Source organism: Burkholderia pseudomultivorans, assembly GCF_001718415.1.
GTDB classification, from domain to species: domain Bacteria; phylum Pseudomonadota; class Gammaproteobacteria; order Burkholderiales; family Burkholderiaceae; genus Burkholderia; species Burkholderia pseudomultivorans_A.
This window is the reverse complement of record NZ_CP013378.1, coordinates 3,825,927-3,848,420: the sequence shown is the minus strand read 5'-3', so window position 1 is coordinate 3,848,420 and position 22,494 is coordinate 3,825,927. Positions and strand designations below refer to the sequence as shown.

The following is a 22,494-nucleotide window of genomic DNA, read 5'->3' as shown; positions in this document are numbered from 1 at the left end:
GGTTGCGGAATTTGAGCGCACGGTCGGGCGAATGCGCGAACGGGCGGAAATAGGTTAAGGACCATTCACCATCATGGTTGAACTTGAAATAGACGGCAAGAAGGTCGAGGTGCCCGAAGGCAGCATGGTGATCCAGGCTGCGCACAAGGCGGATACGTACATTCCTCACTTCTGCTATCACAAGAAACTGTCGGTCGCGGCCAACTGCCGGATGTGTCTCGTCGAAGTCGAGAAGATGCCGAAGGCCGTGCCTGCCTGCGCGACGCCCGTGTCGGCCGGCATGATCGTGCGCACGCAGTCCGACAAGGCCGTGAAGGCGCAGCAGTCGGTGATGGAATTCCTCCTCATCAACCACCCGCTCGACTGCCCGATCTGCGATCAGGGCGGCGAATGCCAGCTGCAGGATCTCGCGGTCGGCTACGGCAAGTCGTCGTCGCGCTACTCGGAAGAGAAGCGCGTGGTGTTCCACAAGAACGTGGGCCCGCTGATCTCGATGGAAGAAATGTCGCGCTGCATCCACTGCACGCGCTGCGTTCGCTTCGGCCAGGAAATTGCCGGCGTGATGGAGTTCGGCATGCTGGGCCGCGGCGAGCATTCGGAAATCACGACCTTCGTCGGCAAGACGGTCGATTCCGAGCTGTCGGGCAACATGATCGACCTGTGTCCGGTCGGCGCGCTGACCAGCAAGCCGTTCCGCTACAGCGCCCGCACCTGGGAACTGTCGCGCCGCAAGTCGGTGAGCCCGCACGATTCCGTCGGCGCGAACCTCGTCGTGCAGGTGAAGAACAACCGCGTGATGCGCGTGCTGCCGTTCGAGAACGAAGCGATCAACGAATGCTGGATCTCCGACAAGGACCGCTTCTCGTACGAAGGCCTGAACAGCGAAGAGCGCCTGACCAAGCCGATGCTGAAGCAGGGCGGCCAGTGGATCGAGACCGACTGGCAGACCGCGCTCGAATACGTCGCGAAGGGCCTGAAGGGCATCGCGGCCGATCACGGCGCGAACGCGCTGGCGATGCTCGCGAGCGCGCACAGCACCGCTGAAGAGCTGTTCCTCGTGAAGCAGCTCGCACACGAACTGAAGACGCCGAACGTCGATTTCCGTCTGCGTCAGCAGGACTTCTCGGCGCCGGTGCAGGGCGCACCGTGGCTCGGCATGCCGATCGCCGACCTGTCGACGCTGAACGCCGCGTTCGTCGTCGGCTCGATGCTGCGCCGCGACCATCCGCTGTTCGCATCGCGTCTGCGTCAGGCAGCCAAGAGCGGCGCGAAGCTGCACTTCCTGAACGCGACGGGCGACGACGCACTGATCCCGACCGCGCAGCGCATCGTCGCCGCGCCGTCGGCATGGCTCGACGAGCTGGCCGGCGTTGCCGCCGCCGTCGCGCAGCTGCGCGGTGTCGCGCTGCCCGACACGCTCGCCGGCGTCACGGCTTCGGCCGCCGCGCAGGCGGTGGCCCAGGCGCTCGCGAACGGCGAACGCCGCGCGGTGCTGCTCGGCAACGCGGCCGTCCGTCATCCGGAATTCGCGAAGCTGCACGCGGTTGCGCAGTGGATCGCCGACAACACCGGCGCCACGTTCGGTTTCCTGACCGAAGCGGCGAACACGGTCGGCGCGCACGTCGTCGGCGCGCTGCCGGGCGACGGCGGCCTGAATGCACGCGAAGCGTTCGCCCAGCCGCGCAAGGGCTACGTGCTGCTGAACGTCGAGCCGGAATTCGACACGGTCGATCCGGTGCAGGCGCTGGCCGCGCTGAACCAGGCGGAAATGGTCGTCGTGATGTCGCCGTTCAAGCACGGCCTCGACTACGCCGACGTGCTGCTGCCGATCGCGCCGTTCACCGAAACGGCCGGCACCTTCGTCAACGCGGAAGGCACGGTGCAGAGCTTCAACGGCGTGGTGCGTCCGCTCGGCGACACGCGTCCGGCATGGAAGGTGCTGCGCGTGCTCGGCAGCCTGCTGGGCCTGCCGAACTTCGAATACGAAACGGCGGAAGAAGTGCGCATCGCCGCACTGGGCGACGCAGGCATCGCCGGCCGCCTGTCGAACAAGACGACGGTCGCACCGGCACGCGTCGCCGCGCCGGCGGCCAACGGCGGCTTCGAGCGCCTGGCCGACGTGCCGATCTATCACGCCGACGCGCTGGTGCGCCGCGCGGGTGCGCTGCACCTGACGGCCGCCGCGAAGGCTGCGAACGCCGCCGGCCTGCCGGCCGCGCTGTTCGACAAGCTGGGCCTGAAGGATGGCGACGCGGTTCGCGTGCGTCAGGGCGAGCGTACGGTGCAGTTGCCGGCCGTGCGTGACGAGAATCTTGCGGAGACGGTCGTTCGCGTGTCGGCGGCGACGCCTGCCGGCGCAGCGCTCGGCAGCCTGTCCGGTGAACTGGTGGTGGAGAAGGCGTAAATGAGCTTGTTCGATACGATCAACTCGGGCGGAGCCCAGCTTCTCGGGTTCGCATGGCCGACGGTGTGGGCACTCGTGCGCATCCTCGTCGTCGCCGTCGTGATCCTGCTGTGCGTGGCGTACCTGATTCTGTGGGAGCGCAAGCTGATCGGCTGGATGCACGTGCGTCTCGGCCCGAACCGCGTCGGCCCCGGCGGCCTGCTGCAGCCGATCGCCGACGTGCTGAAGCTGCTGCTGAAGGAAGTCATCCAGCCGTCCGCTGCCAGCCGCTGGCTGTATCTGGTCGCACCGGTGATGACCGTGGTGCCGGCCTTCGCGGTATGGGCGGTGATCCCGTTCCAGGCCGAGGCGGTGCTCGCGAACGTGAACGCGGGCCTGCTGTACGCGATGGCGATTTCGTCGATCGGCGTGTACGCGGTGATTCTCGCGGGCTGGGCGTCGAACTCGAAGTACGCGTTCCTCGGCGCGATGCGTGCCGCGGCGCAGATGGTGTCGTACGAAATCTCGATGGGCTTCGCGCTGGTGCTCGTGCTGATGACGGCCGGCAGCCTGAACCTGTCGGAAATCGTCAATTCGCAGCAGCACGGCTTCTTCGCCGGCCACGGCGTGAACTTCCTGTCGTGGAACTGGCTGCCGCTCTTGCCGGCGTTCGTCGTCTACTTCATCTCGGGCATCGCCGAAACGAACCGTCACCCGTTCGACGTGGTGGAAGGCGAGTCGGAAATCGTCGCGGGTCACATGATCGACTACTCGGGCATGGCGTTCGCGCTGTTCTTCCTCGCCGAGTACATCAACATGATCGTGATCTCGGCGCTGGCCGCGACGCTGTTCCTCGGCGGCTGGGATGCACCGTTCGAATTCCTGTCGTTCATCCCGGGCATCTTCTGGCTCGTGCTGAAGGTATTCGCGCTGCTGTCGGTGTTCATCTGGGTTCGTGCGACGTTCCCGCGCTTCCGTTACGACCAGATCATGCGCCTGGGCTGGAAGGTGTTCCTGCCCGTCACGGTGATCTGGGTGGTCGTGGTCGGCTTCTGGATGATGTCGCCGCTCAACATCTGGGTGAAGTAAAGATCGGACGAAATCATGACGGCTATCCAACACTTCTTTAAGACCTTCTTCCTGACCGAGCTGCTGAAGGGGCTCGCGCTGACCGGTCGTTACACGTTCAAGCGCAAGTTCACCGTGCAGTTCCCGGAAGAAAAGACCCCGATTTCGCCGCGTTTCCGCGGACTGCACGCGCTGCGCCGCTATGAGAACGGCGAAGAGCGCTGCATCGCGTGCAAGCTGTGCGAGGCCGTGTGCCCCGCGATGGCGATCACGATCGAATCGGAAACGCGCGCGGACAACACGCGCCGCACGACGCGCTACGACATCGACCTGACGAAGTGCATCTTCTGCGGTTTCTGCGAAGAGAGCTGCCCGGTCGATTCGATCGTCGAGACGCAGATTCTCGAGTACCACGGCGAAAAGCGCGGCGACCTGTATTTCACGAAGGAAATGCTGCTCGCGGTGGGCGATCGCTACGAGAAGGACATCGCCGCGGCGAAGGCTGCCGACGCGCCGTATCGTTGATCGAGTTTCCAGCGCCGGCCCGAAGCACGGGCCGAGCCGCCGCGACGGGTGCGATACGCGCCTGACTATGGCCTAACGATGAACCGGTAATCATGGAATTCACGACCGTACTGTTCTACATCTTCGCGCTGCTCCTGGTGGTATCAGGGCTGAAGGTGATCACTTCGCGCAACCCGGTGGCGTCTGCGCTTTTCCTTGTGCTGGCGTTCTTCAACGCCGCCGCGATCTGGATGCTGCTGGAAGCGGAGTTCCTCGCGATCCTGCTGGTGCTGGTCTACGTGGGCGCCGTGATGGTGCTGTTCCTGTTCGTCGTGATGATGCTGGACATCAACATCGACTTCCTGCGACGCGACTTCAAGCGCTTCGTGCCGATGGCGACCGTGGTCGGCGCGATCATCGTGATCGAAACCGCGCTGATCCTGTGGCGCGGCTACGGCGACACGCACGCGGCGCACGCGATGGCGACCGGCGCGATGGCCGACTGGTCGAACACGCGCCTGATCGGCAAGGTGATCTACACCGACTACATCTTCGCGTTCGAAATCGCCGGCCTCGTGCTGCTGGTCGCGATCATCGCCGCGATCGGGCTGACCGAGCGCAAGGGCAAGGACAGCAAGCGCCAGCGCGTGTCGGATCAGGTCAAGGTGCGCCGCGACGACCGCGTGCGCCTCGTGAAGATGGAAGCGGAAAAGCCGCAGCCGGAAACGGCCCAGAGCGAAGCCGGTACGGGCGCCAACGGCTAAGCGGAGGAAAGGAAAACCATGTTGACTCTTGCTCACTACCTCGTGCTCGGCGCGATCCTGTTCGCGATCGCGATCGTCGGGATTTTCCTGAACCGCCGCAACATCATCATCATCCTGATGGCGATCGAACTGATGTTGCTCGCGGTGAATACCAACTTCGTCGCGTTTTCGCACTACCTCGGCGATGTACACGGCCAGATCTTCGTGTTCTTCGTGCTGACCGTCGCCGCAGCGGAAGCCGCGATCGGTCTCGCGATTCTGGTGACCCTGTTCCGTAAGCTCGACACGATCAATGTCGAGGATCTCGATCAGCTCAAAGGTTAATTTCAGGCAACGCTGTTATGTCAACGACACTCAATGAAAACCTGCTGCTGGCGATTCCGCTCGCTCCGCTGGCCGGCTCGCTGATTGCGGGGCTGTTCGGGAACGCAGTCGGGCGCAAGGGCGCACACCGGATCACGATCCTCGGCGTATTGATCGCGTTCCTCCTGTCGGCGAAAGTCTTCCTCGACGTGATGGGCGGCGCGAGCTTCAACGCGACCGTCTACGAATGGATGCACGTCGGCTCGCTGAAGCTCGAAGTCGGCTTCCTGGTCGATTCGCTGACCGCGATGATGATGGTCGTCGTGACCTTCGTGTCGCTGATGGTGCACATCTACACGATCGGCTACATGTCGGAAGAGGACGGCTACCAGCGCTTCTTCTCGTACATCTCGCTGTTCACGTTCTCGATGCTGATGCTCGTGATGAGCAACAACTTCCTGCAGCTGTTCTTCGGCTGGGAAGCGGTGGGCCTCGTGTCGTACCTGCTGATCGGCTTCTACTTCACGCGTGAGAGCGCGATCTACGCGAACATGAAGGCGTTCCTCGTGAACCGCGTGGGCGACTTCGGCTTCCTGCTCGGCATCGGCCTGCTGCTCGCGTTCGCCGGCTCGATGAACTACGGCGAAGTGTTCGCGAAGCGCGCGGAACTCGCGAGCCTGCACTTCCCGGGCACCGACTGGGGCCTGCTGACGGTCGCCTGTATCTGCCTGTTCATCGGCGCGATGGGCAAGTCGGCGCAGTTCCCGCTGCACGTGTGGCTGCCCGACTCGATGGAAGGCCCGACGCCGATCTCGGCGCTGATTCACGCGGCGACGATGGTGACGGCCGGTATCTTCATGGTGTCGCGCATGTCGCCGCTGTTCGAGCTGTCGGACACCGCGCTGTCGTTCATCACGGTGATCGGCGCGATCACGGCGCTGTTCATGGGCTTCCTCGGGATCGTCCAGAACGACATCAAGCGCGTCGTCGCTTATTCGACGCTGTCGCAGCTCGGCTACATGACGGTCGCGCTCGGCGTGTCCGCGTACCCGGTCGCCGTGTTCCACCTGATGACGCACGCGTTCTTCAAGGCGCTGCTGTTCCTCGGCGCAGGCTCGGTGATCATCGGCATGCACCACGACCAGGACATGCGCAACATGGGCGGCCTGCGCAAGTACATGCCGATCACCTGGATCACGTCGCTGGTCGGCTCGCTTGCGCTGATCGGCACGCCGTTCTTCTCGGGCTTCTACTCGAAGGACTCGATCATCGACGCGGTGAAGCTGTCGCACCTGCCGGGTTCGGGCTTCGCGTACTTCGCGGTCGTCGCGAGCGTGTTCGTCACGGCGCTGTACTCGTTCCGCATGTACTTCCTGGTGTTCCACGGCGAGGAGCGCTTCCGCAAGCCGAAGCATCCGGAATCGCCGATGGGCATGGCGGCCGCCCACGGCCACGACGATCACGGCCATGGCCACGGCCATGACGACCACGCGCACGAGCCGCACGAGACCCCGTGGGTCGTGTGGGTGCCGCTGGTCCTGCTGGCGATTCCGTCGGTGATCATCGGTGCGATCGCGATCGGCCCGATGCTGTTCGGGGACTTCTTCCAGCACGGCGTGGCGTTCGACAAGGTGATCTTCATCGGCGAAAACCATCCGGCGCTCGCCGAGATGGCCGAGGAGTTCCACGGCTGGGGCGGCATGGGCCTGCATTCGGTGTCGGGCCTGCCGGTCTGGCTCGCGCTCGCCGGCGTCGTCGTCGCGTGGTTCCTGTACCTGAAGCGTCCGGATCTGCCGGCGTCGATCCGCCGCGCGTTCGGCCCGATCTACACGCTGCTGGACAACAAGTACTACATGGACAAGATCAACGAAGTGGTGTTCGCCCGCGGTTCGGTGGCGATCGGCCGCGGCCTGTGGAAAGAGGGCGACGTCGTGGTGATCGACGGCCTCGTCAACGGCAGCGCCAAATTCATCGGCTGGTTCGCCGGTGTGATCCGCTTCCTCCAATCCGGTTACATCTATCACTACGCGTTCGCCATGATCATCGGCATGCTGGGGCTCCTGACCCTGTTTGTAACGCTCGGCGGCAAATAAGGCGGGGGGACAAAACTAATGCACGCTTTTCCGATTCTCAGTACCGCGATCTGGCTGCCGATCGTTTTCGGCCTCCTCGTGCTCGCGGTGGGTAACGACAAAAATCCGGGGACGGCGCGCTGGGTCGCGCTGATCGGCTCGCTGCTCGGGCTCGCGGTCACGATCCCGCTGATCACGGGCTTCGACTCGAGCACGGCCGCGCTGCAGTTCGTCGAGCATTCGACCTGGATCGAGCGTTTCGACATCTCGTACCACCTCGGCGTCGACGGCATCTCGATGTGGTTCGTCGTGCTGACCGCGCTGATCACGGTGATCGTCGTGATCGCCGCATGGGAAGTGATCACCGAGAACGTCGCGCAGTACCTCGCTGCGTTCCTGATCCTGTCCGGGATCATGATCGGCGTGTTCTCGGCGGCCGACGGCCTGCTGTTCTACGTGTTCTTCGAAGCGACCCTGATCCCGATGTACATCATCATCGGCGTGTGGGGCGGCCCGAACCGCGTGTACGCAGCGTTCAAGTTCTTCCTGTACACGCTGGCCGGCTCGCTGCTGATGCTGGTCGCGCTGATCTACCTGTACACGCAGACGCATTCGTTCGACCTCGCGACGTGGCAGAACGCGAAGATCGCGATGACGCCGCAGATCCTGCTGTTCATTGCCTTCTTCCTCGCCTTCGCGGTGAAGGTGCCGATGTGGCCGGTGCACACCTGGCTGCCGGATGCGCACGTGGAAGCGCCGACGGGCGGCTCGGTCGTGCTGGCCGCGATCATGCTGAAGCTCGGCGCATACGGTTTCCTGCGCTTCTCGCTGCCGATCACGCCTGACGCGAGCCACTTCCTGGCGCCCGTCGTGATCACGCTGTCGCTGATCGCGGTGATCTACATCGGTCTCGTCGCGATGGTGCAGGCCGACATGAAGAAGCTGGTCGCGTATTCGTCGATCGCGCACATGGGCTTCGTCACGCTCGGCTTCTTCATCTTCAACCAGCTCGGCGTCGAAGGCGCGATCGTGCAGATGATCTCGCACGGCTTCGTGTCGGGCGCGATGTTCCTCTGTATCGGCGTGCTGTACGACCGCGTGCACTCGCGCCAGATCGCCGACTACGGCGGCGTCGTCAACGTGATGCCGAAGTTCGCGGCGTTCGCGATGCTGTTCTCGATGGCCAACTGCGGCCTGCCGGGCACGTCCGGTTTCGTCGGCGAGTTCATGGTGATTCTCGCGGCCGTCCAGTACAACTTCTGGATCGCATTCGGCGCGGCGTTCACGCTGATCCTCGGCGCGGCCTACACGCTGTGGATGTACAAGCGCGTGTACTTCGGCGCGGTCGCGAACGACCACGTCGCGAAGCTGAAGGACATCGGCCGTCGCGAATTCCTGATGCTGGCCGTGCTTGCCGCGTTCACGCTGCTGATGGGCCTGTATCCGAAGCCCTTTACCGACGTGATGCACGTTTCCGTGGAAAACCTCCTCTCCCATGTCGCGCAGTCGAAGCTGCCGCTGGCCCAGTAATCGCGAGCGGAGGAACTCAAGATCATGAACGCTCCTATGAATGTCCTGTTGCCTGACGCGCTGGTGATGGCCGCCATCATCGTCGCATGGCTGAACGACACCTTTACCGGCGCCTCCGGCCGCCGCCTCACTTACCTGATCGCGGTGATCTCGTCGGTGGTCGCCGGCGTCTGGTTCGCGGTGCAGGCGCTCGATCCGCAGCATTACTACTTCTTCTCGCGGATGGTCGTCGTCGACTCGTTCGCCAGCGCGATGAAGGCGGTGGTGTCGCTCGGCTTTGCGGTGTCGCTCGTCTACTCGCGCCGCTACCTCGAAGATCGCGACCTGTTCCGCGGCGACGTGTTCCTGCTCGGCATGTTCTCGCTGCTCGGCCAGCTCGTGATGATCTCGGGCAACAACTTCCTGACGCTGTATCTCGGCCTGGAACTGATGTCGCTGTCGCTGTACGCGGTCATCGCGCTGCGTCGCGACGGCACCGTGTCGAGCGAAGCCGCGATGAAGTACTACGTGCTGGGCGCGCTTGCGTCGGGCTTCGTGCTGTACGGCATTTCGATGCTCTACGGCGCGACCTCGGGTTCGCTCGAGCTCGGCGAGGTGTACAAGGCGGTCAGCAGCGGCGGCACCGAGGATGCGGTGCTGATGTTCGGCGTGATCTTCATCGTCGCCGGTATCGCGTTCAAGCTCGGCGCCGTGCCGTTCCACATGTGGGTGCCGGACGTCTACCAGGGCGCACCGACCGCGATGACGCTGTTCGTCGGCGGCGGTCCGAAGGTGGCCGCGTTCGCGTGGGGCCTGCGTTTCCTGGTGATGGGCCTGCTGCCGCTCGCGCAGAACTGGCAGACCGCGCTCGTGATCCTCGCCGCGCTGTCGCTGATCGTCGGCAACATCACCGGTATCGTCCAGCGCAACATCAAGCGGATGCTCGCGTACTCGGCGATCTCGAACATGGGCTTCGTGCTGCTCGGCCTGCTCGCGGGCATCGTGAAGGGCGACGCGGCAGCGCCGGCGAACGCCTACAGCTCGGCGATGTTCTACGCGATCGTCTACCTGATCACGACGCTCGGCTCGTTCGGCGTGGTGATGCTGCTCGCCCGCCGCGACTTCGAAGCGGAAACGATCGACGACTTCAAGGGCCTCAACAAGCGCAGCCCGGTGTTCGCGTTCGTGATGATGGTCATGGTGTTCTCGCTGGCCGGCATTCCGCCGACCGTCGGCTTCTACGCGAAGCTCGCGGTGCTCGAGGCGACCGTCAACGCGGGCCTCACGTGGCTGGCCGTGCTGGCCGTGATCACCTCGCTGTTCGGCGCGTTCTACTATCTGCGCATCGTCAAGCTGATCTACTTCGACGCACCGCAGGATTCCACGCCGATCGGCGGCGATTTCTGCAAGCGCACGATCCTCGTGCTGAACGGCCTCGCGGTCGTCGTGCTCGGCCTGATCCCGAGCCCGCTGCTGACGGTTTGCCTCGACGCGATCCGTCACTCGCTGCCGACGCTGTAATGTCGGCCGCGGGCTGGTTTATCGTGCTGTTGGCGCTCGTGGGCGCCAACCTGCCGTTCCTGAACCAGCGCCTGTTCGCCGTCGTGCCGATCGGCGCGGCGAAGAAGGGCGCGTGGATCCGGATCGGCGAACTGATCGTGCTGTATTTCATCGTCGGCGCGCTCGGCTTCTGGCTCGAGTCGCGCGCCGGCAACCGCTTCGAACAGGGCTGGCAGTTTTACGCGATCACCTTCAGTCTCTTCGTCGTGTTCGCGTTTCCCGGCTTCACGTTCCAGTATCTCGTCAAACGACGCTGACGGCTTCGGCCGTCACGCTCATCCAGGAGCCGCCGATGGCCGAATTGCCCAATCACGACGCCGCACTGACCGAAACCTGCCTCGAAAGCGAAGCGATCTTCGAAGGCTCGTTCCTTAAGCTCAAGCGCGATACCGTCCGCCTGCCTGACGGCAAGCAGGCCACGCGCGAATACGTCCAGCACCCGGGCGCGGTGATGGTGATCCCGCTGTTCGACGACGGCCGCGTGCTGATGGAAAACCAGTACCGCTATCCGATCGGCAAGGTGATGGCCGAATTCCCGGCCGGCAAGCTCGACCCGGACGAAGGCGCACTCGCCTGCGCGGTGCGCGAACTGCGCGAGGAAACCGGCTACACGGCCCGCGAATATGTGTTCCTGGCCCGGATTCACCCGATCATTTCCTACTCGACCGAATTCATCGACCTGTATCTCGCGCGCGGCCTGACCGCCGGCGAGCGCAAGCTCGACGAAGGCGAATTCCTCGAAACCTTCACGGCGACGCTGCCCGACCTGCTCGAATGGGTGCGCACCGGCCAGATCAGCGACGTAAAGACCATCATCGGCACGATGTGGCTGGACCGCGTGCTGTCCGGCGCATGGCCGCTCGGCCCGGTCCTGACGCCCTGAAGGCAGCGCCGGCGGCGGGCGGAACGCCGCGTTACAATCCGGTGACACGCGGCGGCGCCGCTGCGCGCCCGACCGGATTTAGCACGATCGTTCACAAAACCGCTTTTTGCGCTACACTCGTCACACGCCCTGATTCAGCATGAAGGTCCTCGATTTACAGTGCCCGCATGGTCATCGGTTCGAAGGCTGGTTCGCTTCCGCCGATGAATTCGAAGCGCAGTTGTCCCGCAAGCTGGTCGAATGTCCGGTATGCGGGGCGACCGAGATCAGCCGTATGCCGTCCGCGCCGCGCCTGAACCTGTCGGGTGCGACGCAGGCCCAGCCGGCCGATCCGCATGCGCTGCAGGCGCAGGTCATGCGTGCGCTGCGCGAGGTACTGGAGAAGACCGAGAACGTGGGCGAGCGCTTCGCCGAGGAAGCGCGGCGCATTCATTACAACGAGGCGCCCGCGCGCAGCATTCGTGGCGTCACGACGCCGCAGGATGCGCAAGCCCTGGTCGAAGAAGGCATCGACGTGATGCCGCTGCCGATTCCTGCCGCGCTGAAAGAACCGCTGCAATAAGCTGCGCAGCGTGTCTCCCTGTCGCGGCCGGACGGCCGCGGCGAGCCATGGGGCTCGAGTGACCGCCGAAGCGATCGCTCGGGTCACCGCGAAGCATGGGACCGGAGTAAGCGCTAAAGCGCCAACTCCGGTCGACCGCGAAGCATGGGACCGGAGTAAGCGCTAAAGCGCCAACTCCGGTCGACAGGAGACACAGCGCATGGATCTGGATTATTCCCCCGCCGACGACGCATTCCGCGCCGACATTCGCGCCTGGCTCGAGGCCAACCTGCCTCGGGCGCTGCGCGCCAAGGTTCTCGATCACAAACGACTCGACCGCGAAGACTACGCGAGCTGGCACCGGATTCTCGGCCAGCGCGGCTGGTCCGCGCCCGCATGGCCGACCGAATACGGCGGCCCGGGATGGAACGCGACGCAGCGGCACATCTGGGACGAGGAATGCGCGCGGATCGGCGCGCCGACCGTCCTGCCGTTCGGCGTGTCGATGGTCGCGCCGGTGCTGATGAAATACGGCAGCGAAGCGCAGAAGCGTCACTACCTGCCGCGCATTCTCGACGGCACCGACTGGTGGTGTCAGGGCTATTCGGAGCCGGGCTCCGGATCCGATCTCGCGTCGCTGCGCACGCGCGCCGAGCGCCGGGGCGATCACTACGTCGTGAACGGCCAGAAGACCTGGACGACGCTCGGCCAGTACGCCGACATGATGTTCTGCCTCGTGCGCACCGATCCGGCCGCGAAGAAGCAGGAGGGCATCTCGTTCCTGCTGATCGACATGAAGACGCCCGGCATCACGGTGCGCCCGATCATCACGCTCGACGAGGATCACGAAGTCAACGAGGTGTTCTTCGAGGACGTGAAGGTGCCCGTCGAGAATCTCGTCGGCGACGAGAACCGCGGCTGGACCTATGCGAAATACCTGCTCGGCCACGAGCGCACCGGCATTGCACGCGTCGGCGCGTCGAAGCGCGAGCTCGCGTTCCTGAAGCGCGTCGCGTCGAATCAGCGCAAGAACGGCAAGCCGCTGCTCGCCGATCCGGTGTTCGCCGCGAAAGTCGCGGCGCTCGAAGTCGAGCTGATGGCGCTCGAGGTGACGGTGCTGCGCGTCGTCAGCCGCGAGACGAGCGGCAAGGGGCCGGGCCCCGAGGCGTCGATGCTGAAGATCAAGGGTACCGAGGTGCAGCAGGCGCTGACCGAGCTGATGTTCGAGGCGATCGGCCCGCTCGCGGCGCCGTTCGACGTGCCGTTCCTCAAGGGCGAGCGCGCGCACAGCTGCGCGGGCGACGACGACGCGGCGCCGCTCGCCGCGTACTACTTCAATTACCGGAAGACGTCGATCTACGGCGGCTCGAACGAAATTCAGAAGAACATCATCGCGCAGATGATTCTCGGGCTGTGAGCACCGGGAACGGGATCGGAGACAAGCATGGATTTCACCTTTACCGATGAGCAGCAGCAGTTCGCCGACGCGCTGCGTCGTTATCTCGGCGAGCAATACGGATTCGATGCGCGTCAGGCGATCGTGCGCAGCGACGCGGGCGTGTCGGACGCGCAATGGAGCGCGTTCACGGAACTCGGGCTGACCGCGCTGCCCGTGCCGGACGCGCAGGGCGGCTTCGGCGGCGGCCCGGTCGACATGCTGGTCGTCATGCAGGAGCTGGGCCGCGCGCTGGTCGTCGAGCCGTACTGGGCGACGGCGGTCGGCGCGGAGGCGCTGCGCATTGCCGGTTCCGGCGCGGGCGACGATGCCGCGCTGCTGGAGGCAATCGCGCAAGGGCAGAAGCGTGTGGCGGTCGCGTTTCACGAGCCGCACGCGCGCTACGACCTGTTCGAACTCGACACGCATGCAAGCGCGCAGGGCGACGCGTACCGGCTGACCGGCACCAAGTCGGTCGTGCAGCATGGCGCGCAGGCCGATGCGTGGATCGTGCCCGCGCGCGTCGACGGCGGCGGCATCGGCCTGTTCGTCGTCGAGCGCGATGCGGCGGGCGTGAAGCTCGTCGACTATCGGACGATCGATGGCCAGCGTGCCGCGACGATCGACTTCGACGCGACGCCCGCGCGCCTGCTGACCGGCGGTGCGCGCGACGCGGCCGCGCTCGAGCAGATCGCCGACTACGCAACCTTCCTGCTGTGCGCGGAAGCGGTCGGCGCGCTCGACGAGCTGAACCGCGCGACGGTCGAATACACGAAGACGCGCGAGCAGTTCGGCGTGCCGATCGCGCGTTTCCAGGCGCTGCAGCACCGGATGGTCGACATGCTGATCCACGCGGAGCAGGCGCGGTCGCTGACGTATCTGGCGGCGGTGCGCTATGCGAGCGGCGACGCCGATGCGCGCCGCAAGGCCGTGTCCGCCGCGAAGGCGCGGGTCGGCGCGGCCGCGCGCTTCGTCGGCCAGCAGGCCGTGCAGCTGCACGGCGGGATGGGTGTGACCAACGAGGTCGCGGCCGCCCACCTGTTCAAGCGGCTGTCGATCATCGAGACGACGCTCGGCGACACCGATCATCATCTGGCCCGTATCGCGGCGCTGCCCGATTTCGCGCAGGCCGACGCAGCATGACGGCGCCGCGCACCGGCGCGCGCCCATCAAGGAGACGCATGTGAGCATCAGTTACGAAGACCTGGTAGTCGGCAGCACCACCGAAGTGGGCCGCTATACGTTCGAAGCCGACGACATCAAGGCATTCGCCGGGCGCTACGACCCGCAACCCTTCCACGTCGACGAAGAAGCCGCGAAGGCGTCGCCGTTCGGCGGCCTCGTCGCGAGCGGCTGGCATACCTGCTCGGTGTTCATGAGCCTGCTGGTGCGTCATCTCGGCGCCGACTCGACCAGCATGGGCTCGCCCGGCATCGACGAGATTCGCTGGATCAAGCCGGTGCGCGCCGGCGACACGATCACGATGCACCAGAAGATCCACGACAAGCGCGTATCGGCGAGCAAGCCCGACCGCGGAATCGTGTCGACCGAGTGGATCGGCACCAACGATCGCGGCGAGACGGTGATCACGGTGCGGACCAAGGTGATCTTCGGGCTGCGTCATCCGGATGGAGCGCGCGCATGACGGACGTCACGCTGCCGCTGATCGCGTCGGCGCAGGCGCTGCACGCGCGCGTCGGCGCGGCGCCGCTCGAAAGCGGCTGGATCGCGATCGACCAGCGTCGCGTCGACGGTTTTGCCGACGCGACCGACGATCACCAGTGGATTCACGTCGATCCCGAGCGGGCGCGGCGCGAGTCGCCGTTCGGCGGCCCGATCGCGCACGGCTTCCTGACGCTGTCGCTGATTCCCGCGCTGATGAACGGCGCGATGCGCTTCGAGCAGAAGATGGGCGTGAACTACGGGCTGAACCGCGTGCGCTTCCTGAAGCCGGTGCCGGTCGGCGCGCGCGTGCGCGCGCTGTTCGCGGTGAAGGAAACGGCGGATGCCGCGCAGGGCGGCGTGCAGGTCACGTGGTCGGTATCGGTCCAGGCCGAGCGTGCCGACGCGCCGCTGCTCGTGTGTGCGGCGGAGTTCATCACGCTGCATTACTTCTGAAACGCGGGCCGGAAGCGGGTGACGCGTCACCCGCCGGCCGGTTCGTCAGTGCTTCGCGTATTGCGTCGCACCGAACAGCACCTCGCGTGCCTTGTCGTCCTGCAGGGCCTTGCGCAGCGATGCGAGCACCTCGACGCCGCGCTGCACGGCCGGCCGCGCGGCGATCGCTTCGTGCCAGCGCTTCACGTTCGGCAGTTCGTCGAGCACGATGCCCTGGTTCTGCCACGAACGCGTCCACGGGAACGTCGCGATGTCCGCGATCGTGTACGCGTCGCCGGCCAGATACTCCGATTCGCCGAGGCGCTTTTCCATCACGTTGTACAGGCGTTTCGCCTCGTTCGTGTAGCGGTTGACCGCGTACTCGATCTTCTCCGGCGCATAGAGGCGGAAGTGGTGCGCCTGGCCGAGCATCGGGCCGACGCCGCCCATCTGGAACATCAGCCATTCGAGCGTCGCATAGCGCGCGGCCGGGTCGGTCGGCAGGAACTGGCCGGTTTTCTCGGCGAGGTAGATCAGGATCGCCCCCGATTCGAACAGCGAGATCGGCTGGCCGCCGGGGCCGTCCGGATCGACGATCGCGGGGATCTTGTTGTTCGGGCTGATCTTCAGGAATTCGGGCTTGAACTGGTCGCCCGCGCCGATATCGACCGGATGCGCGCGATACGCGAGGCCCGTCTCCTCGAGCATGATGTGGACCTTGTGGCCGTTCGGGGTCGCCCAGCTATAGACGTCGATCATCGTCACTCCTTCGTTGCGTGCGCGAATGCGGCGCAGGCGGCGCGCCGCGACAGGCGGTCATTAGAGCATGGATCGACGCGGGCTGCAGACGGCCGGCGCTCAGCGCCGGACGGACTGCAGGTACTGGTGGTACAGCACGTCCATCGTCGTGTTGCGCGTGTCGCGATGCAGCGCGGCGGGCGGCGAATAGTTGAGCAGGCGGATCACCCAGTCGTGCGGCGCGTCGCCGACGTCGAGCGCGTTGATGCAGCCGGTCTCCTGCGACAGGTGGCCGATGAACAGGCGCTGGCCCGGCACCGTCGCGTGCGACAGCAGCGCGCAGTTGACGCCGCCGTGCAGCACCAGCAGCGCGGTATCCCAGGTGCGATCGGCGCGCAGCGCGTCGAGCGGCGGCAGCACGCGATCGATCAGTTCACCGATCGTTTCGCCGCCGAGAAAGCGCGTCGATTCGGGGACGATGCCGTCGAGCACGCGCAGGAATGCGTCGCGATGCTGCTCGGGCGGAATGTCGGCCAGGTGGCCGCCACGAATCTCGCGCCACGCCGGCTCGATTTCGATGTCGATGCGCTGCCCGGTTTCCGCGAGCACGCGCTGCGCGGTCTCGATCGTGCGCGGCAGGCCGCTCGCGATCACGCGGTCGAAACGGATCTGCTGCGCGGCGAACACGCGGCCCGCGGCGCTCGCCTGCTCGCGCCCGCGTGCATTGAGCGGCACGGTGTCGGGATCGATCGCGCGTCCGGAGTCGTCGAAATAGGTGACGTCGCCGTGGCGCATCAGATAGAGGCGGCGCCGGCGGGGCAGGTCGAAAGCGGGCATGGCGGGTCAGCGTTTGTAGCGGGGTTGGCGCTTCTCGAGAAACGCGGTGATGCCTTCGAGACCGTCGGCGTGATGCAGCGACGCGACGAAATGATTGCGCTCGGTGACGAGGTGCGTATCGAGCGGCTGCGCAACCGCGTCGTCGAGCAGCGACTTGATGCGCGTGAGCGCGTTCGGCGAGATGCCGGCGAGCGTGTCGGCCCACGCGAGCGCCTCGGTCAACGCGGCGCCGGGTGCGGTCACGCGGTTGACGACGCCGAGCGCATGCAGCCGCTCGGCCGCGACGGGCTTGCCTTCGAACAGGATTTCGGCGGCCAGCGCGCGCGGCAGCGTGCGGGCGAGGAACCACGAACCACCGCCGTCGGGCGTCAGGCCCACGCGCGCATACGACATCACGAACTTCACGTCGTGCGCGGCGACGATCAGGTCGCAGGCGAGCGCAAGCGAGAAGCCCGCGCCGGCCGCGGCGCGTTCGACCGCCGCGATCACGGGCTTGGTCGACGCACGGATCGCCGTGATCCAGGCGCCGAGCTGGTCGACGCTGTCGGCCTGGTACGACGGATCCTTCGCGCGATTGTCGAGCAGCCGGTTCAGGTTGCCGCCCGCGCAAAAGAAGCGATCGGCGCCAGTGAGCACGACCGCGCGAATCGACGGATCGCGCTCGGCGGTGGCGAGCGCTTCGACGCCGGCCGCGTACATGTCGGGATGCAGCGCGTTGCGCGCGCCGGGATTGGATATCGTGAGGACGAGGGTCGATTCGCTCTCGGGCGGGCGGCTGGCCAGCAGTTCGGCGCTCATGCGGTGTGTCTCCAGCGAATGGCGAGGCGGCGGCGTCGCATGTCGTGCCCGGACATGCGAGGCCGCCGCCGCAGCGGACGCGATGTTGTCGTGACGGACGTGAAACTGCTTTAGACTAGCACGAACGTGCTTTTCAGCGCGACGAATCCCGGTGCGGCCGACGCTGTCGCGGCCGCGCTTCAGCAAGGAAGGAGAGTCCGATGCTACAGCTGTGCGGTATTCCGTTATCCAACTATTACAACAAGGTGAAGTTCGTGCTGCTCGAGCACGACATTCCGTTCGAAGAGCGGCCGTGCGGTCTGCCGATCAGCGATCCGGCGGTGCTTGCCGATTCCCCGCTCGGCAAGATTCCGTATCTGAAGACCGACGAAGGCGCGCTGTTCGAGTCGCAGGTGATCATCGAGTACCTGGCGGCGCGCTATCCCGAGAAAGCCATTCTTCCGTCGGCGCCGTTCGCGGCCGCGAAGGTACGCGAACTCGTCGAGACGCTCGAGCTGTATCTCGAATGGACCGCGCGCGAGATCTATACGGAAGCGTTCTTCGGCGGCAAGGTCAGCGACGGGATGAAGGCGCACGTCGAGAAGCGCCTGCCGCGCGCGATCGACGCATTCAAGCGGATGACGAAGTTTGCACCGTACGTGATGGGCGAATCGTTCAGCCTCGCGGACATTGCCGCGGCGATTCACCTGCCGGTGATCGGGATGGCGACGAAGGCCGTCTACGGTCGCGATTTCCTGCTCGACGCGGGAATCGACTGGAAGGCGCACGCGAAGCAGGTCGGCGAGCGGCCGGCCGCGCAACGCGTGGCGGCCGATCGCAAGGCGTTCGTCGACGCGTCCAACGCCGCGCGTTCTTGACGGCGGTGCGGCGCCCAAGGGCGTCGCGCCATGAACGTGGCCGCTGCGTGCGGCCGATGATCGGGCGACGCGCGGTCGCCCGATCGCGCACTTACAGGCGGGCGAGCCGTTCGAGCGCGGCCGCCAGCGTGCTTTCCTGCTTCGCGAAGCAGAAGCGCACGACGCCCGATTCGTGCGGCGCGTGATAGAACGCCGACACCGGAATCGCGGCCACGCCGATCTCCGAGGTCAGCCATTTCGAGAATTCCGCTTCCGGCAGATCGCTGATCGCCGAATAGTCGACGCACTGGAAGTACGTGCCCGAGCACGGCAGCAGCTTGAAGCGCGTGCGTTCGAGGCCCGCGCGGAAGAAGTCGCGCTTGTTCTGGTAGAAGCCGGCGAGCGTCAGGTACGGCGCCGGATCGCGCAGGTAGTCGGCGAGGCCGATCTGCATCGGCGTGTTCACCGTGAACACGTTGAACTGATGGACCTTGCGGAACTCGGCGCTCAGTGCGGCGGGCGCCGCGACGTAACCGACCTTCCAGCCCGTCACGTGATAGGTCTTGCCGAAGCTCGACACGATGAAGCTGCGCGCCGCGAGTTCCGGATAGCGCGCGACGCTTTCGTGGCGCGCGCCGTCGTACACCATGTGCTCGTACACCTCGTCGGACAGGATCAGCACGTTGGTGCCGCGCACGATCTCCTCGAGCTTGCGCATGTCTGCCTCGCGCCACACGGTGCCGGTCGGATTGTGCGGCGTATTGATCAGGATCATGCGCGTCTTCGGCGTGATCGCGGCCGCGAGACGGTCGAACGGGATCGCGTAGTCGGGCGCTTCCAGCGTGACGAACACCGGTTTGCCGCCCGCCAGTTCGATCGACGGCAGGTAGCTGTCGTAGGTCGGCTCGACGACGATCACCTCGTCGCCCGGATGCACCGCGCACAGGATCGCGGTGAGCAGCGCCTGCGTCGCGCCGGCCGTCACCGTGATCTCGGTGGCCGGATCGTAGCGCCGGCCGTAGACCTGCGCGATCTTGTCCGCGATTGCCTCGCGCAGCGGCGCGACGCCCGCCATCGGCGGATACTGGTTGTGGCCGTTGCGCATCGCGGCCGCGACCGCGTCGACGATGCGCGGATCGCAGTCGAAATCCGGGAAGCCCTGGCCGAGGTTCACGGCGCCTTTTTCGGCGGAGAGCGCACTCATGACCGTGAAGATCGTCGTGCCGACGTTCGGCAGGCGCGAGGGAAAAACGGGAGTCGTTGGCATGTCGGAAGGTGCGTTCATCGGGACGGTCGAAGTCGTGGATGCCGGTCGCTCAGGCCGGCGTGGCGGTAACGGTGGCGGCCGGTGCGGCGTCGAGCGCGCAGGCCTCGTTGAACGGCGCGGGCTGTGCGATCCGGAAGCCGAAGTCGCGCGCGGTGCGCTTCGCGAGCTTCAGCAGCGCGCGGTCTTTCGACACGAGCCACTCGGCCTGCGCGGCGCGGGCGAGTTCGAGAAACTTCTGGTCGTCGCGGTCCTTGCATTTCGGCAGCGGCGGCGCGTCGGCGTCGACCGGCGCCGGCTCGACGAGGCGCGCGAGCCGGGCGACCGTCGCGAGCGCGGCGGCCTTGTCGATCGCGCGGGCCTGGAACTGCGGATAGTCGAGCACGTGCTCGAGCTCGGTCAGGCAGCGGCTGTCGATCACGGCGGCGAGCGCGCCGCATTCCAGCGCGGCGCGAATCGGACGCGTGGCGGGATCGTCGAACACGAGTATGTCGATCCAGACGTTCGAGTCGAGTACGACGCGGCGCGCGACGGGCGGGGCGAGGGAGCTGGGCATTCGTTACAATCGGTGGTTTTCGTCTGACCGCACGGCACGGCGTGCCAGCGAGCCTCTATGATAATCGTTCTCTCTCCCGCCAAATCCCTCGACTACGAGACGCCCGCCCACGTCCCGTCTTACACGGAGCCTGCATTCGTCGGCGACGCGTCGGAACTGATCGACGGGCTGCGCAAGCTGTCGCCTCAGGACATCGCGACGCTGATGGACATTTCCGACCCGCTCGCGCGGCTGAACTTCCAGCGCTACGCGGACTGGTCGCCCACGTTTACGCCGGCCAATGCGAAGCAGGCCGTGCTCGCGTTCAACGGCGACGTGTACGAAGGATTCGACGCGAAATCGCTGTCGGCCGACGATCTCGACTACGCGCAGCGGCACGTGCGCGTGCTGTCGGGCCTGTACGGGCTGCTGCGTCCGCTCGACCTGCTGCAGCCGTACCGGCTCGAGATGGGCACGCGGTTCGCGAACGCGCGTGGCAAGGATCTGTATGCATTCTGGGGCGACCGCATCACGCGCGCGCTGAACGAGCAGCTCGAAACGCGCAGCGGCGCGTCGCGCGTGCTGATCAATTGCGCGTCGACCGAGTACTTCAAGTCGGTCAAGCCGAAGCTGCTGGCCGCGCCGGTGATCACGCCGGTGTTCGAGGACTGGAAGGGCGGCCGCTACAAGATCATCAGCTTCCATGCGAAGCGCGCGCGCGGCCTGATGGCGCGCTATGTCGTCGAGAACCGCATCGCCGAGCCGCAGGCGCTGCGCGATTTTGCGGCGGAAGGCTATGCGTTCGACGCCGCCGCGTCGAACGATTCGACTTACGTATATCGCCGGCGAGTCGGCGAGTGACCCTGCCGGCCGTTCACGAGACGGCCGGCGCATGCATCAGGCCCGGCGCGCGGCACACCGCGCGTGACGGCCGCTCAAGGAGAAACGGATGGCCCTTTCGATCACCAGCAACTTCGACGCGGGCGCGATCGAGGTCGTGTCGTGCGACAGCCCGGATGCGATCCGGCTGCGCGTGCGCGGCGACAATCGCTCGGAATTCGCGCAGTGGTTCTACTACCGCCTGACCGGCGCGCGCGGCGAGCGGTGCGTGATGACGTTCGAGAACGCGGACCAGTGCGCGTATCCGTCGGGCTGGCGCAACTATGAAGCGGTCGCGAGCTACGACCGCGTCGTCTGGTTCCGCGTGCCGACGACGTTCGACGGCAAGACGATGACGATCGACCACACGCCCGAGTTCGACAGCATCTACTACGCGTATTTCGAACCGTACTCGGAAGAGCGGCACGCGGCGTTCCTCGGTGCGGTCCAGCAGTTGCCGCACGCGAACGTGGTTGAACTCGGCCGCACAGTCGAAGGCCGTCCGATGTCGCTGCTGACGCTCGGTACGCCTGAGACCGACGGCGCACCGAAGAAGAAGGTGTGGATCATCGCGCGCCAGCATCCGGGCGAGACGATGGCCGAGTGGTTCGTCGAAGGGCTGGTCAAGCGGCTGGCCGGGTGGGGCGACTGGGCCGGCGATCCGGTCGCGCGCAAGCTCTACGATCGCGTGACGTTCCATATCGTGCCGAACATGAACCCCGACGGCAGCGTGCATGGCAACCTGCGCACCAATGCCGCGGGCGCGAACCTGAACCGCGAGTGGATGGCGCCCGATGCGGAGCGCAGCCCCGAGGTGCTGGCCGTGCGCGATGCGATTCATGCGACCGGCTGCGACATGTTCTTCGACATTCACGGCGACGAGGATCTGCCGTACGTGTTCGTCGCCGGTTCGGAGATGCTGCCGAGCTTCACCGAGCAGCAGGGCAAGGAGCAGGCCGCGTTCATCGAGGCGTTCAAGGTTGCGAGCCCCGACTTCCAGACCGAGCACGGCTATGCGGCAAGCAAGTACAAGGAGGACGCGCTGAAGCTCGCGTCGAAGTACATCGGGCATCGGTTCGGCTGCCTGTCGCTGACGCTCGAAATGCCGTTCAAGGACAATGCGAACCTGCCCGACGAGCGCGTCGGCTGGAACGGCGAGCGCAGCGCGGCGCTCGGTGCGGCGATGCTGGCTGCGATCCTGAAGCACGTCGAGACGTTCGCGTAAGCGAGTTCGTCGACCGCAAAAAAAGCTGGGGCATCCTGCGATGCCCCGGCTTTTTGCTGTGCGCCCAGCATGGGCGCACTCCTGCGGGTGAAAGTCCCGCCATAAGCTGGTCATGGCGAATGAAGCGAAGCGCAACTGCATGAGGGCGACCGAGTGTGGGGAGGAAGCGTGGAGCGTAAATCGCGAGCCGATGGACAAGAACCGTATAGAAGGCGCTGCCGAGCAGGGCGAGCGGGCAACAAACCGCAAAGCTCTCGTGACCA

Annotated in this window: 23 protein-coding genes; 18 read left to right on the top strand and 5 right to left on the bottom strand. The window is 65.7% G+C overall.

From position 1 onward, the window contains the following. Positions 1 to 73 precede the first annotated feature (73 nt). The 15 genes from nuoG to WS57_RS30010 all read left to right on the top strand — a co-directional run bounded on the left by nuoG (position 74) and on the right by WS57_RS30010 (position 15,140). Positions 74 to 2,404, top strand: coding sequence for an NADH-quinone oxidoreductase subunit NuoG (nuoG, locus tag WS57_RS30080; protein ID WP_059601348.1), 2,331 nt, complete (start codon positions 74 to 76; stop codon positions 2,402 to 2,404). Further along, positions 2,405 to 3,472 carry an NADH-quinone oxidoreductase subunit NuoH gene (nuoH, locus tag WS57_RS30075; RefSeq protein WP_009691264.1) on the top strand — a complete coding sequence of 356 codons (1,068 nt, stop codon included), beginning with the start codon at positions 2,405 to 2,407 and terminating at the stop codon, positions 3,470 to 3,472. Positions 3,473 to 3,487: 15 nt separating this feature from the next. After that, complete coding sequence (gene nuoI, locus WS57_RS30070) at positions 3,488 to 3,976, top strand: NADH-quinone oxidoreductase subunit NuoI (RefSeq protein ID WP_009691265.1); 489 nt, start codon at positions 3,488 to 3,490, stop codon at positions 3,974 to 3,976. Positions 3,977 to 4,068: 92 nt separating this feature from the next. Beyond that, on the top strand, positions 4,069 to 4,719 hold the full coding sequence (locus WS57_RS30065; protein ID WP_009691266.1) for an NADH-quinone oxidoreductase subunit J: 651 nt from the start codon (positions 4,069 to 4,071) through the stop codon (positions 4,717 to 4,719). A gap of 18 nt (positions 4,720 to 4,737) precedes the next feature. Then, complete coding sequence (gene nuoK / locus WS57_RS30060) at positions 4,738 to 5,043, top strand: NADH-quinone oxidoreductase subunit NuoK (protein ID WP_004185739.1); 306 nt, start codon at positions 4,738 to 4,740, stop codon at positions 5,041 to 5,043. Between the two features lie 17 nt (positions 5,044 to 5,060). Then, the gene (gene nuoL / locus WS57_RS30055) at positions 5,061 to 7,115 is read left to right on the top strand and encodes an NADH-quinone oxidoreductase subunit L (protein WP_069245235.1); all 2,055 of its coding nucleotides are present in this window, start codon (positions 5,061 to 5,063) and stop codon (positions 7,113 to 7,115) included. An 18-nt stretch (positions 7,116 to 7,133) separates the two neighbouring features. Then, entirely contained in the window at positions 7,134 to 8,624 is a 1,491-nt protein-coding gene (locus tag WS57_RS30050; protein ID WP_009691269.1) for an NADH-quinone oxidoreductase subunit M, read from the top strand. 36 nt (positions 8,625 to 8,660) lie between these two features. After that, complete coding sequence (gene nuoN, locus WS57_RS30045) at positions 8,661 to 10,124, top strand: NADH-quinone oxidoreductase subunit NuoN (protein ID WP_208610320.1); 1,464 nt, start codon at positions 8,661 to 8,663, stop codon at positions 10,122 to 10,124. Further along, positions 10,124 to 10,420 (top strand): DUF2818 family protein, encoded by a 297-nt coding sequence (locus tag WS57_RS30040; protein ID WP_009691271.1) that lies wholly within the window; start codon positions 10,124 to 10,126, stop codon positions 10,418 to 10,420. Before nuoN ends, WS57_RS30040 begins: the two co-directional genes overlap by 1 nt. A gap of 35 nt (positions 10,421 to 10,455) precedes the next feature. Then, positions 10,456 to 11,046, top strand: a complete 591-nt coding sequence (locus WS57_RS30035) for an NUDIX domain-containing protein (RefSeq protein ID WP_009691272.1) — start codon at positions 10,456 to 10,458, stop codon at positions 11,044 to 11,046. A gap of 139 nt (positions 11,047 to 11,185) precedes the next feature. Then, the gene (locus WS57_RS30030; RefSeq protein WP_009691273.1) at positions 11,186 to 11,608 is read left to right on the top strand and encodes a DUF1178 family protein; all 423 of its coding nucleotides are present in this window, start codon (positions 11,186 to 11,188) and stop codon (positions 11,606 to 11,608) included. A 199-nt stretch (positions 11,609 to 11,807) separates the two neighbouring features. After that, the gene (locus tag WS57_RS30025; protein WP_059601351.1) at positions 11,808 to 13,004 is read left to right on the top strand and encodes an acyl-CoA dehydrogenase family protein; all 1,197 of its coding nucleotides are present in this window, start codon (positions 11,808 to 11,810) and stop codon (positions 13,002 to 13,004) included. A gap of 27 nt (positions 13,005 to 13,031) precedes the next feature. Further along, positions 13,032 to 14,165: an acyl-CoA dehydrogenase family protein gene (locus WS57_RS30020; RefSeq protein ID WP_009691276.1), complete on the top strand. Its 1,134-nt coding sequence runs from the start codon at positions 13,032 to 13,034 to the stop codon at positions 14,163 to 14,165. Positions 14,166 to 14,205: 40 nt separating this feature from the next. Continuing rightward, positions 14,206 to 14,667 (top strand): MaoC family dehydratase, encoded by a 462-nt coding sequence (locus WS57_RS30015; RefSeq protein WP_009691277.1) that lies wholly within the window; start codon positions 14,206 to 14,208, stop codon positions 14,665 to 14,667. Continuing rightward, the gene (locus WS57_RS30010; protein WP_009691278.1) at positions 14,664 to 15,140 is read left to right on the top strand and encodes a MaoC family dehydratase; all 477 of its coding nucleotides are present in this window, start codon (positions 14,664 to 14,666) and stop codon (positions 15,138 to 15,140) included. The genes WS57_RS30015 and WS57_RS30010 overlap by 4 nt, the downstream gene beginning before the upstream one ends. A gap of 45 nt (positions 15,141 to 15,185) precedes the next feature. Here the strand turns inward: WS57_RS30010 and WS57_RS30005 are convergent, their stop codons facing one another. From WS57_RS30005 to WS57_RS29995, 3 genes are all read right to left on the bottom strand, one after another. Continuing rightward, on the bottom strand, positions 15,186 to 15,878 hold the full coding sequence (locus WS57_RS30005) for a glutathione binding-like protein (RefSeq protein WP_009691279.1): 693 nt from the start codon (positions 15,876 to 15,878) through the stop codon (positions 15,186 to 15,188). Between the two features lie 99 nt (positions 15,879 to 15,977). Further along, on the bottom strand, positions 15,978 to 16,694 hold the full coding sequence (locus WS57_RS30000) for a histidine phosphatase family protein (protein ID WP_009691280.1): 717 nt from the start codon (positions 16,692 to 16,694) through the stop codon (positions 15,978 to 15,980). Between the two features lie 6 nt (positions 16,695 to 16,700). Then, positions 16,701 to 17,492 carry an oxepin-CoA hydrolase, alternative type gene (locus WS57_RS29995; protein ID WP_009691281.1) on the bottom strand — a complete coding sequence of 264 codons (792 nt, stop codon included), beginning with the start codon at positions 17,490 to 17,492 and terminating at the stop codon, positions 16,701 to 16,703. A 200-nt stretch (positions 17,493 to 17,692) separates the two neighbouring features. On the opposite strand from WS57_RS29995, the gene WS57_RS29990 reads away from it, so the two are divergent. Next, a complete protein-coding gene (locus WS57_RS29990) occupies positions 17,693 to 18,349 on the top strand; it encodes a glutathione S-transferase (protein ID WP_009691282.1) in 657 nt (218 codons plus the stop codon). Positions 18,350 to 18,440: 91 nt separating this feature from the next. Here the strand turns inward: WS57_RS29990 and WS57_RS29985 are convergent, their stop codons facing one another. Then, positions 18,441 to 19,613, bottom strand: a complete 1,173-nt coding sequence (locus WS57_RS29985) for a pyridoxal phosphate-dependent aminotransferase (protein WP_059519509.1) — start codon at positions 19,611 to 19,613, stop codon at positions 18,441 to 18,443. A gap of 31 nt (positions 19,614 to 19,644) precedes the next feature. Beyond that, complete coding sequence (locus tag WS57_RS29980; RefSeq protein WP_059519507.1) at positions 19,645 to 20,148, bottom strand: putative toxin-antitoxin system toxin component, PIN family; 504 nt, start codon at positions 20,146 to 20,148, stop codon at positions 19,645 to 19,647. A gap of 57 nt (positions 20,149 to 20,205) precedes the next feature. On the opposite strand from WS57_RS29980, the gene yaaA reads away from it, so the two are divergent. Further along, complete coding sequence (gene yaaA, locus WS57_RS29975) at positions 20,206 to 20,988, top strand: peroxide stress protein YaaA (RefSeq protein WP_009691286.1); 783 nt, start codon at positions 20,206 to 20,208, stop codon at positions 20,986 to 20,988. An 88-nt stretch (positions 20,989 to 21,076) separates the two neighbouring features. Further along, positions 21,077 to 22,231, top strand: a complete 1,155-nt coding sequence (locus WS57_RS29970; protein ID WP_059601357.1) for a M14 family metallopeptidase — start codon at positions 21,077 to 21,079, stop codon at positions 22,229 to 22,231. The last annotated feature ends 263 nt before the right edge of the window (positions 22,232 to 22,494 follow it).

What these genes read in the sequence shown, in the direction of transcription:
- nuoK (WP_004185739.1), top strand. Translation starts at nt 4,738, where the DNA reads ATGTTGACTCTTGCTCACTACCTCGTGCTCGGCGCGATCCTGTTCGCG.
- WS57_RS29985 (WP_059519509.1), bottom strand. Translation starts at nt 19,613, where the DNA reads ATGAACGCACCTTCCGACATGCCAACGACTCCCGTTTTTCCCTCGCGC.
- WS57_RS30025 (WP_059601351.1), top strand. Translation starts at nt 11,808, where the DNA reads ATGGATCTGGATTATTCCCCCGCCGACGACGCATTCCGCGCCGACATT.
- nuoI (WP_009691265.1), top strand. Translation starts at nt 3,488, where the DNA reads ATGACGGCTATCCAACACTTCTTTAAGACCTTCTTCCTGACCGAGCTG.
- WS57_RS29995 (WP_009691281.1), bottom strand. Translation starts at nt 17,492, where the DNA reads ATGAGCGCCGAACTGCTGGCCAGCCGCCCGCCCGAGAGCGAATCGACC.
- WS57_RS30050 (WP_009691269.1), top strand. Translation starts at nt 7,134, where the DNA reads ATGCACGCTTTTCCGATTCTCAGTACCGCGATCTGGCTGCCGATCGTT.
- yaaA (WP_009691286.1), top strand. Translation starts at nt 20,206, where the DNA reads ATGATAATCGTTCTCTCTCCCGCCAAATCCCTCGACTACGAGACGCCC.
- nuoL (WP_069245235.1), top strand. Translation starts at nt 5,061, where the DNA reads ATGTCAACGACACTCAATGAAAACCTGCTGCTGGCGATTCCGCTCGCT.
- WS57_RS30065 (WP_009691266.1), top strand. Translation starts at nt 4,069, where the DNA reads ATGGAATTCACGACCGTACTGTTCTACATCTTCGCGCTGCTCCTGGTG.
- WS57_RS30040 (WP_009691271.1), top strand. Translation starts at nt 10,124, where the DNA reads ATGTCGGCCGCGGGCTGGTTTATCGTGCTGTTGGCGCTCGTGGGCGCC.
- WS57_RS30035 (WP_009691272.1), top strand. Translation starts at nt 10,456, where the DNA reads ATGGCCGAATTGCCCAATCACGACGCCGCACTGACCGAAACCTGCCTC.
- WS57_RS30000 (WP_009691280.1), bottom strand. Translation starts at nt 16,694, where the DNA reads ATGCCCGCTTTCGACCTGCCCCGCCGGCGCCGCCTCTATCTGATGCGC.
- WS57_RS30030 (WP_009691273.1), top strand. Translation starts at nt 11,186, where the DNA reads ATGAAGGTCCTCGATTTACAGTGCCCGCATGGTCATCGGTTCGAAGGC.
- WS57_RS29980 (WP_059519507.1), bottom strand. Translation starts at nt 20,148, where the DNA reads ATGCCCAGCTCCCTCGCCCCGCCCGTCGCGCGCCGCGTCGTACTCGAC.
- nuoH (WP_009691264.1), top strand. Translation starts at nt 2,405, where the DNA reads ATGAGCTTGTTCGATACGATCAACTCGGGCGGAGCCCAGCTTCTCGGG.
- WS57_RS30010 (WP_009691278.1), top strand. Translation starts at nt 14,664, where the DNA reads ATGACGGACGTCACGCTGCCGCTGATCGCGTCGGCGCAGGCGCTGCAC.
- WS57_RS29970 (WP_059601357.1), top strand. Translation starts at nt 21,077, where the DNA reads ATGGCCCTTTCGATCACCAGCAACTTCGACGCGGGCGCGATCGAGGTC.
- WS57_RS30020 (WP_009691276.1), top strand. Translation starts at nt 13,032, where the DNA reads ATGGATTTCACCTTTACCGATGAGCAGCAGCAGTTCGCCGACGCGCTG.
- nuoN (WP_208610320.1), top strand. Translation starts at nt 8,661, where the DNA reads ATGAATGTCCTGTTGCCTGACGCGCTGGTGATGGCCGCCATCATCGTC.
- WS57_RS30005 (WP_009691279.1), bottom strand. Translation starts at nt 15,878, where the DNA reads ATGATCGACGTCTATAGCTGGGCGACCCCGAACGGCCACAAGGTCCAC.
- WS57_RS29990 (WP_009691282.1), top strand. Translation starts at nt 17,693, where the DNA reads ATGCTACAGCTGTGCGGTATTCCGTTATCCAACTATTACAACAAGGTG.
- nuoG (WP_059601348.1), top strand. Translation starts at nt 74, where the DNA reads ATGGTTGAACTTGAAATAGACGGCAAGAAGGTCGAGGTGCCCGAAGGC.